16 protein-coding genes are annotated in these 16,214 nt (G+C 64.7%); 10 read left to right on the top strand and 6 right to left on the bottom strand.

Annotated elements, in window-relative coordinates; genetic code table 11:
• Nucleotides 1-233: 233 nt before the first annotated feature.
• Nucleotides 234-1,205: a DUF1353 domain-containing protein gene (locus ATO9_RS23460; RefSeq protein WP_052418232.1), complete on the top strand. Its 972-nt coding sequence runs from the start codon at nucleotides 234-236 to the stop codon at nucleotides 1,203-1,205.
• Nucleotides 1,206-1,236: 31 nt separating this feature from the next.
• Here the strand turns inward: ATO9_RS23460 and ATO9_RS10450 are convergent, their stop codons facing one another.
• A complete protein-coding gene (locus tag ATO9_RS10450; RefSeq protein WP_052418231.1) occupies nucleotides 1,237-1,998 on the bottom strand; it encodes an alpha/beta fold hydrolase in 762 nt (253 codons plus the stop codon).
• Nucleotides 1,999-2,099: 101 nt separating this feature from the next.
• Between ATO9_RS10450 and ATO9_RS10445 the strand changes: the two genes are divergently transcribed.
• Nucleotides 2,100-2,474, top strand: coding sequence for a hypothetical protein (locus ATO9_RS10445; RefSeq protein ID WP_043748179.1), 375 nt, complete (start codon nucleotides 2,100-2,102; stop codon nucleotides 2,472-2,474).
• On the opposite strand, the gene ATO9_RS10440 is transcribed toward ATO9_RS10445, so the two are convergent.
• The 3 genes from ATO9_RS10440 to glyA form a co-directional block, all read right to left on the bottom strand.
• On the bottom strand, nucleotides 2,413-3,309 hold the full coding sequence (locus ATO9_RS10440; protein ID WP_043748176.1) for a DUF817 domain-containing protein: 897 nt from the start codon (nucleotides 3,307-3,309) through the stop codon (nucleotides 2,413-2,415). The two genes, ATO9_RS10445 and ATO9_RS10440, sit on opposite strands and share 62 nt — an antisense overlap.
• Nucleotides 3,302-3,835 (bottom strand): RNA 2'-phosphotransferase, encoded by a 534-nt coding sequence (locus ATO9_RS10435; RefSeq protein WP_043748694.1) that lies wholly within the window; start codon nucleotides 3,833-3,835, stop codon nucleotides 3,302-3,304. Before ATO9_RS10435 ends, ATO9_RS10440 begins: the two co-directional genes overlap by 8 nt.
• 90 nt (nucleotides 3,836-3,925) lie before the next feature.
• Nucleotides 3,926-5,221 carry a serine hydroxymethyltransferase gene (gene glyA / locus ATO9_RS10430; RefSeq protein ID WP_043748173.1) on the bottom strand — a complete coding sequence of 432 codons (1,296 nt, stop codon included), beginning with the start codon at nucleotides 5,219-5,221 and terminating at the stop codon, nucleotides 3,926-3,928.
• Nucleotides 5,222-5,418: 197 nt separating this feature from the next.
• Between glyA and ATO9_RS10425 the strand changes: the two genes are divergently transcribed.
• The 3 genes from ATO9_RS10425 (at nucleotide 5,419) to ATO9_RS10415 (ending at nucleotide 6,920) form a co-directional block, all read left to right on the top strand.
• Nucleotides 5,419-6,174, top strand: a complete 756-nt coding sequence (locus tag ATO9_RS10425) for an NAD kinase (protein ID WP_043748171.1) — start codon at nucleotides 5,419-5,421, stop codon at nucleotides 6,172-6,174.
• Nucleotides 6,174-6,656 (top strand): GNAT family N-acetyltransferase, encoded by a 483-nt coding sequence (locus ATO9_RS10420; protein WP_043748168.1) that lies wholly within the window; start codon nucleotides 6,174-6,176, stop codon nucleotides 6,654-6,656. Before ATO9_RS10425 ends, ATO9_RS10420 begins: the two co-directional genes overlap by 1 nt.
• Nucleotides 6,657-6,722: 66 nt before the next feature.
• The gene (locus tag ATO9_RS10415; protein ID WP_043748165.1) at nucleotides 6,723-6,920 is read left to right on the top strand and encodes a CsbD family protein; all 198 of its coding nucleotides are present in this window, start codon (nucleotides 6,723-6,725) and stop codon (nucleotides 6,918-6,920) included.
• Between the two features lie 78 nt (nucleotides 6,921-6,998).
• On the opposite strand, the gene prpE is transcribed toward ATO9_RS10415, so the two are convergent.
• Nucleotides 6,999-8,888, bottom strand: a complete 1,890-nt coding sequence (gene prpE, locus ATO9_RS10410; RefSeq protein WP_043748163.1) for a propionate-CoA ligase PrpE — start codon at nucleotides 8,886-8,888, stop codon at nucleotides 6,999-7,001.
• Nucleotides 8,889-9,125: 237 nt separating this feature from the next.
• Nucleotides 9,126-11,417 carry an NADP-dependent malic enzyme gene (locus ATO9_RS10405; RefSeq protein WP_043748161.1) on the bottom strand — a complete coding sequence of 764 codons (2,292 nt, stop codon included), beginning with the start codon at nucleotides 11,415-11,417 and terminating at the stop codon, nucleotides 9,126-9,128.
• A 245-nt stretch (nucleotides 11,418-11,662) separates the two neighbouring features.
• Here ATO9_RS10405 and ATO9_RS10400 point away from each other — a divergent pair, with 245 nt between their 5' ends.
• The 5 genes from ATO9_RS10400 to upp are packed head-to-tail and all read left to right on the top strand — an operon-like array spanning nucleotide 11,663 to nucleotide 16,174.
• Complete coding sequence (locus tag ATO9_RS10400; RefSeq protein ID WP_043748159.1) at nucleotides 11,663-12,055, top strand: cytidine deaminase; 393 nt, start codon at nucleotides 11,663-11,665, stop codon at nucleotides 12,053-12,055.
• A gap of 1 nt (nucleotide 12,056) precedes the next feature.
• Nucleotides 12,057-13,361, top strand: coding sequence for a thymidine phosphorylase (locus ATO9_RS10395; protein ID WP_043748157.1), 1,305 nt, complete (start codon nucleotides 12,057-12,059; stop codon nucleotides 13,359-13,361).
• Nucleotides 13,361-14,557 carry a phosphopentomutase gene (locus ATO9_RS10390; RefSeq protein ID WP_043748155.1) on the top strand — a complete coding sequence of 399 codons (1,197 nt, stop codon included), beginning with the start codon at nucleotides 13,361-13,363 and terminating at the stop codon, nucleotides 14,555-14,557. Before ATO9_RS10395 ends, ATO9_RS10390 begins: the two co-directional genes overlap by 1 nt.
• Nucleotides 14,554-15,549, top strand: a complete 996-nt coding sequence (locus ATO9_RS10385; RefSeq protein WP_043748154.1) for an adenosine deaminase — start codon at nucleotides 14,554-14,556, stop codon at nucleotides 15,547-15,549. The genes ATO9_RS10390 and ATO9_RS10385 overlap by 4 nt, the downstream gene beginning before the upstream one ends.
• Nucleotides 15,542-16,174 (top strand): uracil phosphoribosyltransferase, encoded by a 633-nt coding sequence (gene upp, locus ATO9_RS10380; RefSeq protein ID WP_043748152.1) that lies wholly within the window; start codon nucleotides 15,542-15,544, stop codon nucleotides 16,172-16,174. Before ATO9_RS10385 ends, upp begins: the two co-directional genes overlap by 8 nt.
• Nucleotides 16,175-16,214 lie beyond the last annotated feature (40 nt).

The raw sequence follows: 16,214 nt of genomic DNA, 5'->3' as shown, positions 1-16,214 counted from the left end.
ACCGACGCGATACCGACGTGCCAAAACGCGTGTTTTCCAAGGGTGAACGGGGACTCGGCGACCGTCCGGTCGCATCCGGGCCGCGCAACGCCGCCCGCCTTGTTAATTATTTCAGCCACGCAACGGGGATGACGAGGCGTCATTCGCGCTCAAAACTGGCGAAGTGGCAACAATTCGCCTAACCTGTCCGTATTAAAGACCAAACGAATCCAGTCACTCGACAGGGTATTGAAATGAAATCACTTTTTCCCGCCCTCCTGGCTGCAGGGCTGCTGTCCGGTTGCGTGCAGATCTCAGGGACCGAAACCGCGCAACCCGGCAAGGGCGGCACCTTCTGTTCCGGGGCCGCCGCCGCAATCTGCGCCTTTGCCAACGCACCGCTGAAATTGGCCAGCCAAATCATCAACTTGCCGGACAGGCCCTATCCGTTCAAACCGCTGGCCGACGATCTGCGCTTCGTCGACGCCACCGGCCGCGTCTGGATCGCGCCCGAAGGCATCCTGACCGATGGCGCCTCGATTCCGCCGATCTTCACCAAGGTTGTCGGCGACCCGAACCGCGCCGAATACCGCAACGCCGCCGCGATCCATGATAGTTATTGCGGGATCGGAAACGAGGACACACCCTATTTCCACACCCGCAACTGGCAGGACACGCACCGCATGTTCTACGAAGCGCTCCGCGTCGGCGGCACGCCCGATACACGGGCCAAGGTGCTGTTTTCAGCTGTTTATATGGGCGGCCCGCGCTGGTCGCTCACCCGGCCGCATCCCACCGTGTCGACCACGGGCGAGGTGATCTCGACCCAGGGTACCGACAGCTACCCGGGGCATGACCGCGACGACCTCGCCAATATTCCGACGGAAGAATTGCAGGCCGCCCTGGGCCGCGTCGTGGCCGAGATCGAACGCTCCGACCCGTCCCTGCCCGAGGTCGAAGCCCTGGTGGAACGCGAGGTCCGCGCACTGCAGGTCGTGAACGCTCCGGCTCATGTCCCCTCTGGCGGGTATGATCATGACGGCGACGATTACGGCTACGGCGACGACGCCTACGGTGATGATGCTTACGGTGACGACGCCTATCCCGGTTCCTCTGAACAATCCGTCGATCCCGCCCTCACCGGCGAAGGTGAACCCGCGTTCGGATCGGCCGGCGATGATGTGTCTGCGCCCACCACGGACCCGGGTGTTGCGGATCAGCTTTAATATTTAATTTCAGGGGGTTGAGTTTTTTCCCTCAATCCCCGGCCGCCAGGAAGGCCGCGACGGCGGCCTCGAATTCCCGGGGCTTGTCGGCATGCAGCCAATGCCCTGCACCGGGGATCTTGGCAAACACCGCCTCGGGGAAGAACGCCTTGATCCGGTCGCGATACTCGCGGCTGACGTAATCGGAATTGGCGCCCGACAGGAACAGAGTCGGCCCCTCGAACTGGCCCTCGATTTCGGGGAAGGACAGGATATGCGGCATCTGGTCCCTGAGCGCCGCAAGGTTCAGCCGCCAGGCCTTGTTCGGCACGTCCAGCGACTGGGTGAAGAAACTGCGCAGGGCAGGTTCAACCCTTTGATCTTCCAGCATGGTTTCCGCGTCCGACCGGCGCGAGACCTGCGACAGATCCACCGCCTCCATCGCGTCGATGAACTGCATCTGCGTATGCCCGTAGGCCACCGGCGCGATATCCGCGACGATCAGCCGGCGCAGCCCCTGCGGGTGCAGCAGGGCCGTCACCATCGCCGCCTTGCCGCCCATGGAATGGCCCAGAAGGTCGGCCTCTCCCAGGTCGGCAATCACCTCGGCCAGGTCCTCGGCCAGGGCGGGATAGCTGTGATCGGGGTCGTGCAGGCTCTGACCATGGTTGCGCATGTCCACGGCGATCACGGGACGCACCTTGGACAACCGCTTGGCGATGACCCCCCAATTGCGGGCAGAGCCGAACAGCCCGTGGGCGATGACCAGCGGGGTGACATTGTCGGGACCATCATGGCGGATCATGTTCAACATGCAGCGAAAGTACCTGCATTCCAAAGGGATGGCCAGCGCAGTTGAGCCTTGGCGCCGGGCGGGGTAAAGGTTCCGAAACCATTTGAGCCAAAGCTGTCACCGTGTTCGACCCCGCCCATTTCCAGACCCGCCTGAAAGAGGCGCAGACGCTTCTGAAACGCACTTTCGGCGGGGATCCGAAGACGCTGAAGGCCGGGCTGCGCAAGGCCGGGCGCCGCCTACCGCGCAAGGCGCGTCTGGCCGGCCGCGAGATCGTGAAGGCACAGCCGCTGGCCGAGCATCCCAAGCTTCAGCAGCAACTGGACGGCGAAAAGCTGGACAAGCAGTTCGACCGCCTGATCGCCGGGATCAAGAGCGTCGACATGGCCGACCGCCGCAAGGGCGCCGTGCTTGGCGCGCTCGCCGCGACGGCCTTCAACCTGCTGGTTTTCTTTGGTCTTCTGCTGCTCTTTGCGATGTGGCGGGGCTGGGTCTGAACGGCGCGCGCCGGATCGACTGGCGCGTCACGACCATCACCGTGGCAAAGCTGACGAAGAGCAACAGGTACCACGACCCCATCTTGGCAAAGCTCACCCGGTCCAGAACGCTTTGGCCGGCATATAGCCAGGTGCCTGTCAGCGTGCCGATATTTTCAGCCACCCAGAGCGCAAAGCTCGACAGGAAGGCGGCCAGCGGCAGCGGCATCCAGTACCAGCCGCCGATCCGGAACCAGATCCGTGTCCGTGCAAACAGCAGAACCGTCGCCGCGAACAGCACCAGCCGGATGTCGGGCAGGAAGTGGTGGGCGAAGAAGTTGACGTAGATCGCCACGGCCAAAGCCCACAATGTCCAGAGCGGCGGGAAGGGGGCAAAGACCATGTCGAACAGCCGGATCACGCGGGCCATGAAACTGCCCACGGCTGCATACATGAACCCGGAAAAAAGCGGCACGTTCAATAGCTTGAAGATACCCGGCTCGGGGTAGGCCCAGCTGCCCGCATGGACCTTGAACCATTCCATCGCGGTGCCGGTCAGGTGGAACAGCGCGATCACCCGCGCCTCTTCCCAGCTTTCCAGCCGGAACCGCAGGAACAGGATCTGAACGCCGATCGCGAAGACGAAAAGCGCATCGTAGCGGGCCATCGGCCAATCCGGTTGCCAGACCGCCCGGCTGATCAGGATCGCCCCCAGAAGAAGCACGCCGAACAGCGCGGCCCAGCCCTGTTTGAGGATGAACATCACCAGTTCCGCCACCGCGAATGGCAGGCGGGCGCGCATCGCGTCGCCCAGGCGGCGTTCGATGCTCAATGGCTGGTGGGCGGGGTCAGTCATCGGGTGCCAGATAGCGGGGCGGCACGTGATCGGTCAGCCAGACGCCATTCTCGGAGCGGAAAAAATCGTGGCCGTTCAATGCCATGGCGCTGCTTTCCACGATCAGGACAACCGGCGTGCCGTGCCGCATTCCGACCTTGCGGGCGGTTTCAGGGTCCGGCGACAGGTGGACGTGATGGCGGCTGCCGCGTTTCAGCCCTTCGGCCCGGATGGCCGCGAGGTTTGCGCGGGCGGTGCCGTGATACAGCTGTGCGGGCGGCGGGACCGGCACCAGCCCCAGATCGACGGGGATCGAATGGCCCTGGTTGGCGCGGACAAGGCTGCCGTCGGGTGACAGGGCAAAGCGCTGCTTGTCGCTGCCCTGGATCACCTGGGCCAGGCGGGTGCGGTCCAGCGGCATCGGTGCGGCGGCGATCAGCGCCTCAACGTCGCACCAGCCGCCCGCATCTAGCTGCAGGCCGGCGCTCTCGGGCGCGTGGCGCAGCACGTAGGACATGTATTTCGATATGTCGCGATCCGTAGCCATGAGGTTGATTACCCAAAGCCCGGCAAAGCGCCAAATGAAAAGGGCCGTCACGACGGACGGCCCTTGAAATAATCCCGGTGCGGGAAGTGCTTACATCTCGGCGTAGAGCGGGAAACGCGCGCAGAGCTCGGCGACTTCGCCGCGCACCTTGGCCTCGACCTCGCCGTTGTCGGCTTCGCCATTGGCGGCCAGCCCGTCCACGACCTCGACGATCCAGTCGGCGATCTGGCGGAACTCGGCCTCACCGAAGCCGCGGGTGGTGCCCGCAGGCGCGCCAAGGCGGATGCCGCTGGTCACAAAGGGTTTTTCCGGGTCGAACGGCACGCCGTTCTTGTTGCAGGTGATGTGGGCGCGGCCAAGTGCGGCCTCTGCCGCCTTGCCGGTCACGCCCTTGGGGCGCAGGTCCGCAAGGCACAGGTGGTTGTCGGTGCCGCCGGAGACGACGTTGATCCCGCCCTTCATCAGCTGGTCGGACATCGCCTGGGCGTTGGCCACGACCTGGGCCGCGTAATCCTTGAATTCCGGGCGCAGCGCCTCACCGAATGCCACGGCCTTGGCGGCGATGACATGCATCAGCGGGCCACCCTGCAGGCCGGGGAAGACGGCGGAGTTGATCTTTTTCGCGATCGCCTCGTCATTGGTCAGGATCATGCCGCCCCGCGGGCCGCGCAGCGACTTGTGGGTGGTGGTGGTGACCACGTCGGCGATGCCGATGGGCGAGGGGTGAACGCCACCCGCAACCAGGCCCGCGATATGGGCCATGTCGACCATCAGGTAGGCGCCGACCTCGTCCGCGATGTCGCGGAAGGCCTGCCAGTCCCAGACGCGGGAATAGGCGGTGCCGCCGGCGACGATCAGCTTGGGCTTGTGCTCAAGCGCCTTGGCGCGGACGTCTTCCATGTCGAGCAGTTCGTCCTGCTGGCGCACGCCGTAGGACACGACGTTGAACCACTTGCCCGACATGTTGACGGGCGAACCGTGGGTCAGGTGGCCACCGGAATTCAGGTCGAGGCCCATGAACGTGTCGCCGGGCTGCAGCAGGGCCAGGAACACGGCCTGGTTCATCTGGCTGCCGGAATTGGGCTGCACGTTGGCAAAGTTGCAACCGAACAGCTGCTTGGCGCGCTCGATGGCCAGTTCCTCGGCGACGTCGACATACTGGCAGCCGCCATAGTAACGCTTGCCCGGATAGCCTTCGGCGTATTTGTTGGTCATCACCGAACCCTGCGCTTCCATGACGGCGGCGGATACGATGTTTTCGGAGGCGATCAGCTCGATCTCGTCACGCTGGCGGCCAAGCTCGTTGCGGATCGCGCCGAAAATTTCCGGGTCGCGGGTTTCCAGGGCTTCGGTGAAAAAGCCTTCGTCTTTGATGGCGTCTTTCATGGCGCGTCTCCTATACGTCCAGTTGGACCTGTCCTAGCCAATCCTAGGCCGCGCTGAAAGGGGCGAAAGTGACGCTTCATATCAAGTTTGCGGCAGGGCTGGCACGTTGCGGGACTTTATGCTTCTTTCGGAACGCCGTGGATCGAATGGGAAACCTGCCGAGTCCCTGACCTCCAACCGCGCTGAGGGGAGACGACATGAAACTGGCCTTCGTCGCCAGCCGGGGCCCCAAGGCCCGAGAGGCGCGGGAAGCGCTGATTGCCCGGTTCGGAAATGTGGACGAGAAGGATGCCGACGTGATCGTGGCCCTTGGCGGGGACGGGTTCATGCTGGCCACGCTGCACCGTACCCAGAGTCTGCCCGCCCCGGTCTACGGGATGAATCGCGGCACCGTCGGCTTCCTGATGAACGAATATCACGAGGACGACCTGATGGAGCGGCTGAAGGCCGCGGAGATCGCCCGGATCAACCCGCTGTCGATGCGGGCGACGCGGGCCGATGGCAAGATGCAGGACGCGCTGGCCATCAACGAGGTGTCCTTGCTGCGGGCCGGCCCCCAGGCGGCCAAGCTGCGGATCACCGTGGACGGCCATGTCCGGATGGAGGAACTGGTCTGCGACGGCGCGCTGCTGGCCACGCCCGCCGGGTCGACCGCCTATAATTACTCCGCCCACGGTCCCATCCTGCCGATCGAGGCGGACGTGCTGGCCCTGACCGCCATCGCGCCCTTCCGGCCCCGCCGCTGGCGCGGGGCGCTGGTGCCGACGACGTCGCTGGTCAGGTTCGACGTGCTGGAGCCCGAGAAACGCCCCGTCATGGCGGATGCCGACAGCCGGTCGGTGCCCAACGTGATCTCGGTCGAGATACAGTCCGAACCGCGCATCACCCACAAGATCCTGTTCGATCCCGGCCACGGCTTGGAAGAACGCCTGATCCGCGAGCAATTCGTCTGATGTCGGTGGTGAATCTGCGCCCGCTCGATCCCGGTGATCTGGGCTGGGTGGTGATGGCGCAGACCCGGCTCTATGTCCGGGAATACGGCTGGAACGGCGATTACGAGGCGCTGGTGCTGGAAATCCTCGGCGCCTATGCCCGCCGCCAGCCCAACCCGCGCGAAAACGGCTGGATCGCCGAGGTCAACGGCCAGATGGCAGGCGCCGTCTTTGTCATGGAAAAATCCCCTGATATCGCGCAGTTGCGTCTTCTGCATGTCGAGGAAGCCGCGCGTGGCTATGGCCTTGGGGGCCGCTTGGTGGATGCCTGCATCGGCTTTGCCCGGGAGGCCGGGTATTCCCGGCTCGAGCTTTGGACGAACGACGTGCTGGCGGGCGCGCGCCGGCTCTACCAGGCGCGGGGGTTCACCCTGATGTCAGAGGCGCGGCACCATAGCTTCGGGCAGGATCTGAACGGCCAGGATTGGGGCCTCGACCTCTGATCTTGTCGGAACCCTGCCGCGGGCTGTGGCGTTTCCCTGACAACGGAAAGTCAGGAGGACACCGATATGAACTGGGATCAAATCCAAGGTAACTGGAAACAGATCAAGGGCGAAGCCCAAGTGCAATGGGGCAAGCTGACGGATGACGACCTCGACCAGGTCGAAGGCGATCATCAGAAACTGGTTGGCAAGCTTCAGGAACGCTACGGCTACGCCAAGGACGAGGCCGAGCGCGAAGTTGATGAGTTCATCGCCAAGCACTGAGCCGGGCCTTTGAACCAAAGCGAAACGGGCGGGGATTTCCCCGCCCGTTTTCGTTTGCGTCGCTTCGTCGGTGCCGGATTACTTTGCGTAGCCGATCGTTTGCAGCGCGTCCTTGATCTCGTCCAGGATGGCCGGATCGTCGATCGTCGCGGGCACCTTGAACTCTTCGCCGTCCGCCAGCTTGACCATCGTCGCACGCAGGATCTTGCCCGACCGGGTCTTGGGCAGGCGGTCCACGATCACCGCCAGCTTGAACGCGGCAACGGGGCCGATCTGGTCGCGCACGAGGCTGACGGATTCCTGGACGATGTCCTCATGGGGCCGGTTCACGCCCTTGGTCAGGCACATGAACCCAACGGGCAACTGGCCCTTCAACGGGTCGGACACCCCGATCACCGCACATTCCGCCACGTCGGGGTGAGAGGCCAGGACCTCCTCCATCGCGCCGGTCGACAGGCGGTGGCCAGCGACGTTGATGACATCATCGGTGCGCGCCATGATGTAGAGGTAGCCGTCCTCGTCGATCATGCCCGCGTCGCCGGTTTCGTAGTAACCGGGGAAGGTGTTGAGATAGCTCTTCTTGAACCGCTCTTCGGCGTTCCACAGACCGGGCAGAGTGCCGGGGGGCAGGGGCAGCTTGATCGCGATGGCGCCAAGTTCGCCGGGTTTCATCTGGTTGCCGGCCTCGTCCAGGATCTGCACGTCATAGCCCGGCATCGCGACGGAGGGCGAACCGACCTTGATCGGCAGCGGCTCGATCCCCATAGGGTTGGCGGCGATGGCAAAGCCCGTTTCCGTCTGCCACCAATGGTCGACGATGGGCAGGCCGGTCAGGTCATGCGCCCAGTTGATCGTGTCCGGATCGGCGCGTTCGCCGGCCAGGTAGATCGTCTTGAGGCAGGAAATATCGTACTTTTTCAGGTACTCGCCCTTCGGATCTTCACGCTTCACGGCGCGGAAGGCGGTCGGGGCGGTGAAAAAGCTCTTCACCTTGTGTTCGCTGATGACGCGCCAGAAAGTGCCGGGATCGGGGGTGCCGACGGGCTTGCCCTCGAAGACGATCGTGGTGTTGCCGTGGATCAGCGGGCCGTAGCAGATATAGCTGTGACCGACGACCCAACCCACGTCGGAGGCGGCCCAGAACACGTCGCCCGGATCGACATTGTAGACGTTCTTCATCGTCCAGTTCAGCGCGACGAGGTGCCCGCCGGTCGCGCGGATCACGCCCTTGGGCTGACCCGTCGTGCCGGACGTGTAGAGGATATAGGCCGGGTGGTTGCCCTCGACCGGGACACATTCCGCCGGTTCGACCCCGTACTGGAAGCCGTGCCAGTTCACGTCTCGACCCGGGGTCAGTTCTGCAACTTCTTGTTCGCGCTGGAAGATCACGCAGAAATCGGGCTTGTGCGTGGCCTGGTCGATGGCCCCGTCGAGCAGCGGCTTGTAATGCACCACGCGCCCGGGTTCGAGCCCGCAGGACGCCGCGATGATCGCCTTGGGTTTTGCGTCGTCGATACGCACGGCCAGTTCATGGGCGGCAAACCCGCCAAAGACGACGGAATGCACGGCCCCCAGTCGGGCGCAGGCCAGCATCGCCTCCAGCGCCTCGGGAACCATCGGCATGTAGATGATGACGCGGTCGCCCTTTTCGATGCCCTTCTTGCGCAGAGCGCCGGCCAGCGTGGCGACGCGGTTGCGCAGTTCCACGAAGGAAATCTCGCGCTTGGTATGGGTGATGGGGCTGTCATAGATGATCGCGGTCTGTTCGCCGCGGCCGTTTTCGACATGGCGGTCCACCGCGTTCCAGCAGGTGTTGACCATGCCGTCGGAGAACCACTCGTAAAGCGGAGCGTTGCTGTCATCCAGGGCCTTGGTCGGTTTGCGATCCCAGTCGATCGCCTCCGCGGCCTCCATCCAGAACGCTTCGGGGTCCTTCTGCCAGTTGGCATAGACGTCATTGTAACCCATGGAAATCCTCCTCCTCCAGCCGTGCCGCTGTCGTAGAGGAGGGATAGCACGGCTCGCAACAAGGGAAGCAAAAAACGCGGCGCTTTGGCGCGGAAAGTTTGCAGTCCTAAGCGAAATCGGCCTGCAAATTTTTGCAAACCTTAGTGTTTACAGGATTCGATCTGCATATTCCGCGCCGTTTTGCAAAGTTTTGCAATCCTGCGCGGCAAAGTCCGGCGCGGGCCCGGGGGAATCGGATCAGCCGTAATGCGCCACCGGGGTGCCCGCAATCGCGGCCATGTTCAACAGCCCGCGCGAGGTGATCGACGGCGTCACGATATGCGCCTCGTTGCCCATGCCCATCAGGATCGGCCCGACCTCCAGCCCGCCGCCCTTCATCTTGAGGATGTTGCGCACGCCAGACGCGGCATCGGCATGGGCAAAGATCAGCACGTTCGCCGCACCCTGCATCCGGTTGCCGGGGAAGACGCGTTCGCGCAGTTCGGGATCAAGCGCGCTGTCGACATTCATCTCACCCTCGTAGCAGAAATCGCGCGGAGCATTGTCGAGGATGGCAATCGCGTCGCGCAGCCGTCGCGCGGTTTCGGTGTCCTGGTTGCCGAACTGGGACCGGCCGCAGAGCGCGACATTCGGAGCCAGGCCGAAGCGTTTGACATGCCGCGCCGCGCCGATCGCAGTGGCGGCCAGCTGTTCGGCGGTCGGGTCGGATTGCACGTGGGTGTCGGCCAGAAAGAGCGGACCGTCCTCGAGGATCATCAGCGACAGCGCGCCCTGAGGCGCCCGCGTGCCGCGTCCCAGGACCTGTTCGATATAGTTGAGATGCCAGCGATATTCGCCGAACGTGCCGCAGATCATGCTGTCGGCCTCGCCGCGATGCACCATGATGGCGGCGATGGCCGTGGTGTTGGTGCGCATGATCGCCTTGGCGAGGTCCGGGGTCACGCCCTTCCGGGCCATAATCTCGTGATAGGTGCCCCAGTAATCGCGGTAACGCGGGTCGTTTTCCGGGTTCACGATGTGGAAATCGGCGCCGGGGCGGATTTTCAGGCCAGCCCGTTCGCAGCGGGATTCGATGACCTCGGGGCGGCCGATCAGGATGGGCTGTTCGGTGGTTTCCTCGAGGATCGCCTGTGCGGCGCGCAGCACGCGCTCATCCTCGCCTTCCGCAAAGACGATCCGGCGGGAGGCGGTGCGCGCGGCCTCGAAAACCGGGCGCATCAGCAGGGCGGATTTGAACACGGAAGAGCGCAGGCGCTCGCGGTAGGCGTCCAGATCCTCGATCGGGCGGACGGCGACGCCCGATTCCATCGCGGCCTTGGCCACGGCGGAGGACACGGTTTCCGACAGGCGCGGATCGAAGGGTTTCGGGATCAGGTAATCGGCGCCGAATGTCAGCTGTTCGCCCTGGTAAGCGGCGGCTGCCTCGGCGCTTGTGGTGGCACGGGCGAGGGCGGCGATGCCTTCGATGCAGGCGATCTGCATCTCGTCGTTGATCTCGGTTGCGCCGACATCCAGCGCGCCCCGGAAGATGAACGGGAAACAGAGCACGTTATTGACCTGGTTGGGAAAATCCGACCGGCCCGTGGCGATGATCGCGTCGGGGACGACGGCGCGCGCCTCGTCCGGCATGATCTCGGGCGTGGGGTTGGCGAGGGCGAAGATGATCGGGCGGCTGGCCATGCGGGCGACCTGTTCGGGCTTCAGCACGCCCGGCCCCGACAGGCCGAGGAACAGGTCCGCGCCTTCGATCACGTCGTCCAGAGTGCGCAGGTCCGACGGCTGGGCGTAGGCGGCCTTCTGCGGGTTCATGTCCTCTTCGCGGCCCTCATGGACCAGCCCGTGAATGTCGCAGAGCCACACGTTCTCGCGCTTCACACCCAGCTTGAGCAGCATGTTCAGGCAGGCAATCCCCGCCGCGCCGCCGCCGGTCGAGACGACCTTGATGTCCTCGAAATTCTTGCCCGCGACATGCAGCGCATTGGTTGCCGCGGCGCCCACCACGATGGCCGTGCCGTGCTGGTCGTCGTGGAAAACGGGGATGTTCATCCGCTCGCGGCACAGCTTTTCGACGATGAAGCAATCGGGCGCCTTGATATCTTCGAGGTTGATGGCGCCGAAGGTCGGCTCCAACGCGCAGACGATATCGGCCAGGCGTTCGGGGTCGGGTTCGTTCACCTCGATATCGAAGCAGTCGATGCCAGCGAATTTCTTGAAGAGCACTGCCTTGCCCTCCATCACCGGCTTTGAGGCGAGCGCACCGATATTGCCGAGCCCCAGCACCGCAGACCCGTTGGTCACCACCGCGACAAGGTTGCCGCGTGCAGTGTAACGGCTTGCGTTGACTTCGTTTTCCTTGATCTCGAGGCAGGCTTCGGCGACGCCGGGGGAATAGGCTAGGCTGAGGTCGCGACCATTGGCCAGCGGCTTGGTCGCGCGGACCTCCAGCTTACCGGGGCGGGGCGTCTCGTGATAGGTCAGCGCCGCCTGGCGCAGGATTTCCTTGGCCGAATTGTTGGTTTCCGTGGACATGATGGCGCCTCCCGCGATGATGGTTTAGCGTTAAACTATATTCTTGACGGGTGGAACCCGGATGTTCTGCGACATGTTAGATCGTGCCCCGTGACAGGGTTTTGACCGCACGGGGGGTGACGCGGCCGAGGGTTTGACGCGAGGGGATCGGCGGGGTCTGCCCGTGCCGCGACGAAAACCATTCTGCCCCCCTTGCATTGCCCTGCGCCGCGCCCAAGACTGCGCGAACCATTTGGGAGATTAGCATGGATCTGATGCAAGCGGCGCGCGAGGTGCGCGAAAAGGCCTATGCGCCTTATTCCAACTTCAAGGTCGGTGCGGCGCTGCGGGGGAAATCCGGCACGATCTATACCGGCTGCAACGTGGAAAACGTGGCCTATCCCGAAGGCACCTGTGCCGAGGCGGGCGCGATCGCCGCGATGGTGGCCGCCGGTGAGACCGAGTTCACCGAAGCCGCGGTGATCGCCGACAGCCCCAGCCCGGTGCCGCCATGCGGGGGCTGCCGCCAGAAGCTGGTGGAATTTGCCCAGGGCGGCGTGACGTTGACCATGGCCACGACCGACGGGTTGGAAAAGGCGATGACCCTCGCGGACCTGCTGCCTGGCCGGTTCGACGCAGGACATATGGAGAAGGGCTGACATGGATGCGCGGCGCATCATCGCGCGGCTCAGGGATGGCGAGACACCCAGCCGCGAGGAACTGACCTGGTTCGCGAACGGGCTGGCCGATCAGAGCGTGACGGATGCCCAGGCCGGTGCCTTTGCCATGGCGGCCCTGCTGAACGGCATGACGGATGAGGGCCGCGTGGGCCTGACGCTCGCCATGCGCGACAGCGGGCGGGTGCTGCATTGGGATATGGACGGCCCGCTGCTGGACAAGCATTCCACCGGCGGTGTCGGCGATTGCGTGTCGCTGGTCCTGGCCCCCGCGCTGGCGGCCTGCGGGGCCTACGTGCCGATGATTTCGGGGCGCGGGCTGGGCCATACGGGCGGCACGCTGGACAAGATGGAGGCGATCCCGGGCCTCGTGACCTCGTTGGACGAGGGGCGGTTTCGGTCGGTCGTGGCCAAGGCGGGCTGCGCCATCGTGTCGGCCACCGCGGATATCGCCCCGGCGGACCGGCGGCTCTACGCGATCCGCGATGTGACCTCGACCGTGGAGAGCCTGGACCTGATCACCGCGTCGATCCTGTCCAAGAAATTGTCGGCGGGCCTTGACGGGCTGGTGCTGGACGTCAAGATCGGCTCGGGCGCGTTCATGAAGAACATGGACGAGGCGAAGTCGCTGGCCGAGGCGCTGGTGACGACTGCGAACGAGGCTGGCTGCAACACTGCCGCGCTGATCTCGGACATGAGCCAGCCGCTGGCCCCCGCTCTTGGCAACGCGCTGGAGGTCGGGGCGTCCTGCGAGGTGCTGACCGGGCGCGGGCAGGGGCCATTGCTGGACCTGTCCGCAGCCCTTGGCGGTGTCGTTCTGGCGGGGGCAGGCCTGGCCGAGGACGCCGCCGATGGACATGCGAAGATCGTGGAGGCGATCACGTCGGGCCGCGCGGCAGAGCATTTCGGGCGCATGGTCGCCGCCATGGGCGGGCCGCTGCAATTCGTAGAGAACTGGGACCGGTTTCTGCCCGAAGCGACGGTGATCCGGGAAATTCCCGCGCCCGCAGATGGTTACATCACCGCGATGGATGGTGAGGCGCTTGGCCTGACGGTCGTCGACCTGGGCGGGGGGCGCAAGGTGGAAAGCGACCCGATAGATTATGCCGTGGGCCTGTCGGATATTCTGCCCCTGGGCACGAAGGTGACGAAGGGCCAGCCACTGGGCCGCGTCCATGCCTCGCGCATGGAAAGCGCCACGCGCGCGGTGCGCGACGTGCAGGCCGCGATCACCCTGGGCGACACCGCGCCAGAGGTCCCGGCGCTGGTACGCGAGGGGATCGGCTGATGGCCCGTGTCTTCCTGGCCGTGATGGATTCCGTGGGGATTGGCGGGGCGCCCGATGCCGACCGCTTCTTCAACGGCAAGACACCCGATACCGGCGCCAACACCCTGGCCCATATCGCGCAGGCCTGCGCGAGGGGTAAGGTGGAGGACGGGCGCAGCGGGCCGCTGCATCTGCCCAACCTCGATGCGCTCGGGCTGGGGGCGGCGGTGAACCTGGCATCTGGCGAGGACGCGCCGGGACTGGAGGCAGAGCCGACGGGAACCTGGGGCGCCGCGACAGAAATCAGCCCGGGCAAGGACACGCCCTCGGGGCATTGGGAACTGGCCGGCGTGCCGGTGCCCTGGGACTGGCACTACTTTCCCGATACGACCCCCGCTTTCCCCGCTGAGCTGACCCGCAAGGTCTGCGCGGCGGCGGGCACCGATGGCATTCTTGGAAATTGCCACGCCTCCGGCACCGCCATCATCAAGGAGTTGGGGGAGGCGCATATCGCGACCGGCCAGCCGATCTGCTACACCTCTGCCGACAGCGTCTTTCAGATCGCCGCGCATGAAACGCATTTCGGCCTCGAGAGATTGCTGCAGCTCTGCCGTGACATCGCGCCGGTGCTGCACGCCATGAAGGTGGGTCGCGTCATCGCGCGCCCTTTTCTGGGCGAGACACCGGACACATTTGCCCGCACCTCCAACCGCCGCGACTTCGCCATCGCACCGCCGGCGCCCACGCTCTGCGACCGGGTGCAGGCGGCGGGGCGGCCGGTTCATGCAATCGGCAAGATCGGCGACATCTTCTCGATGCGGGGGATCGATGACGTGACCAAGGGCACGGATGACAAGCTGATGCAGGACCTGTCAGCCGCCATCGACACCGCCGAGGAGGGCAGCCTGACCTTTGCCAATTTCGTCGAGTTCGACAGCCTTTACGGGCATCGCCGCGATATCTCGGGCTATGCCCGGGCGCTGGAATGGTTTGACCGAGAGATCGGACAGGTCATCGCCAAATTGCGCGAGGGTGATATGCTGATCCTGACCGCCGACCACGGCAACGACCCGTCCTGGTCCGGCACGGATCACACCCGCGAACGGGTGCCGGTGCTGGTTGCGGGGCAGGGGCCCGGGCAATTGGGGCTGATCCCCTTCACCGGCGTGGCCCACATGGCCGCGCGCCACCTTGATATCGACTGGGACGCCTCATGAGCCTTTCCGAGCTGCCGAAACTGGAACTCCACCTGCATCTGGAAGGGGCCGCGCCGCCCGCCTTCATCCGGGGTCTGGCCAAGGAGAAATCGGTCGATCTGTCCGGTATCTTCCGCGAGGACGGCTCCTATGCCTACCGGGATTTCGTGCATTTCCTGTCGGTCTACGAGGCCGCCACCTCGGTGCTGAAATCGCCCGAGGATTACGCGCGTCTCGTCACTGCCGTGCTCGAGGAAAGCGCGGCCCACGGTGTCGTCTATTGCGAAACCTTCGTCAGCCCCGATTTCTGCGGCGGCTCGGATGTGGGGGCGTGGCGCGAATACCTGCACGCGATGCAGGACGCCGCCGACCGGGCCGAGGCGCAGCATGGCATCATCCTGCGCGGTATCGTCACCTGCATCCGCCATTTCGGCCCCGAAAAGGCCAAGGCCTCGGCCCGCTGTGCGGCGGAAACCGCCGGGGACTGGATCACCGGGTTCGGCATCGCGGGCGACGAGGGGCAGGGCAAGCCGCGCGACTTTGCCTATTCCTTCGACATGGCACGCGAGGCCGGGCTGCGCCTGACCGCCCATGCGGGCGAATGGGGCGGGCCGCAATCGGTGAAGGACGCGCTGGACGATCTGAAGGTGGAACGCATCGGCCACGGCGTCCGCGCGATCGAGGATCTGGCGCTGGTGGACCGGTTGGCCGAGGATGGCATCACGCTGGAGGTCTGCCCGGGATCGAACGTCACGCTCGGCGTCTACCCCAAATGGGACCAGCATCCGATTCAGAAATTGCGCGAGCGCGGGGTGAAGGTGACGGTGTCCACGGACGATCCGCCCTTCTTCCACACCACGATGACGCGCGAATACGAGGAATTGGAGCGCGCTTTCGGCTGGGGCGCCGCGGATTTCCACGAGATTTCGCAAACCGCTCTTGCGGCGGCCTTCTGTGACGAGGATACCAAGGCGAAGATTGCCAAGAGACTTGAGGACCACCCGCATGAGTGAACATCTGACCGTTGTCGACCACCCCCTGGTCCAGCACAAGCTGACCATCATGCGGGACGTGAACACCTCTACCGCGTCCTTCCGCCAGTTGCTGCGCGAGATCAGCCAGCTGCTTGCCTATGAAATCACCCGCGACATGCCGATGACCACGCAGCGCATCGATACCCCGCTTGAGCCGATGGACGCGCCGGTGCTGGAGGGCAAGAAGCTGGCCCTGATCTCGATCCTGCGGGCGGGCAACGGGCTGCTGGATGGCGTGCTGGAGCTCATCCCCTCGGCCCGGGTCGGGTTTGTCGGGCTCTACCGGGATGAAAAGACGCTTCAGCCAGTGCAATATTACTTCAAGGTGCCGGAAAACCTGGAAGATCGCCTTGTCATCGCCGTCGACCCGATGCTGGCCACGGGTAATTCCTCGGCCGCGGCGATCGACCTGCTGAAGAACGCGGGCGCCACCAATATCCGTTTCCTCTGCCTGCTGGCGGCCCCCGAAGGCGTGGCCCGCATGAAAGAGGCACACCCGGATGTACCGATCGTCACGGCGTCCCTGGATAGCCATTTGAATGACAAGGGCTATATCGTTCCGGGACTAGGGGATGCGGGCGACCGCATGTTCGGCACCAAATAGGCCAAGGATCACTTTACTCCGCAATTGGATTGAGTCAGGA

Source organism: Pseudooceanicola atlanticus, from assembly GCF_000768315.1.
GTDB classification, from domain to species: Bacteria; Pseudomonadota; Alphaproteobacteria; order Rhodobacterales; family Rhodobacteraceae; genus Pseudooceanicola; species Pseudooceanicola atlanticus.
Note: the sequence above shows the minus strand (reverse complement) of the source record. Positions and strands in the feature narration are given on the sequence as shown.

Bases quoted from the DNA above. Each gene is read 5' to 3' on its own strand.
- ATO9_RS23460 (WP_052418232.1), top strand. From the start codon at position 234: ATGAAATCACTTTTTCCCGCCCTCCTGGCTGCAGGGCTGCTGTCCGGT.
- ATO9_RS10420 (WP_043748168.1), top strand. From the start codon at position 6,174: ATGTCGGTGGTGAATCTGCGCCCGCTCGATCCCGGTGATCTGGGCTGG.
- upp (WP_043748152.1), top strand. From the start codon at position 15,542: ATGAGTGAACATCTGACCGTTGTCGACCACCCCCTGGTCCAGCACAAG.
- ATO9_RS10425 (WP_043748171.1), top strand. From the start codon at position 5,419: ATGAAACTGGCCTTCGTCGCCAGCCGGGGCCCCAAGGCCCGAGAGGCG.
- ATO9_RS10385 (WP_043748154.1), top strand. From the start codon at position 14,554: ATGAGCCTTTCCGAGCTGCCGAAACTGGAACTCCACCTGCATCTGGAA.
- ATO9_RS10415 (WP_043748165.1), top strand. From the start codon at position 6,723: ATGAACTGGGATCAAATCCAAGGTAACTGGAAACAGATCAAGGGCGAA.
- prpE (WP_043748163.1), bottom strand. From the start codon at position 8,888: ATGGGTTACAATGACGTCTATGCCAACTGGCAGAAGGACCCCGAAGCG.
- ATO9_RS10450 (WP_052418231.1), bottom strand. From the start codon at position 1,998: ATGTTGAACATGATCCGCCATGATGGTCCCGACAATGTCACCCCGCTG.
- glyA (WP_043748173.1), bottom strand. From the start codon at position 5,221: ATGAAAGACGCCATCAAAGACGAAGGCTTTTTCACCGAAGCCCTGGAA.
- ATO9_RS10390 (WP_043748155.1), top strand. From the start codon at position 13,361: ATGGCCCGTGTCTTCCTGGCCGTGATGGATTCCGTGGGGATTGGCGGG.
- ATO9_RS10395 (WP_043748157.1), top strand. From the start codon at position 12,057: ATGGATGCGCGGCGCATCATCGCGCGGCTCAGGGATGGCGAGACACCC.
- ATO9_RS10435 (WP_043748694.1), bottom strand. From the start codon at position 3,835: ATGGCTACGGATCGCGACATATCGAAATACATGTCCTACGTGCTGCGC.
- ATO9_RS10440 (WP_043748176.1), bottom strand. From the start codon at position 3,309: ATGACTGACCCCGCCCACCAGCCATTGAGCATCGAACGCCGCCTGGGC.
- ATO9_RS10400 (WP_043748159.1), top strand. From the start codon at position 11,663: ATGGATCTGATGCAAGCGGCGCGCGAGGTGCGCGAAAAGGCCTATGCG.
- ATO9_RS10405 (WP_043748161.1), bottom strand. From the start codon at position 11,417: ATGTCCACGGAAACCAACAATTCGGCCAAGGAAATCCTGCGCCAGGCG.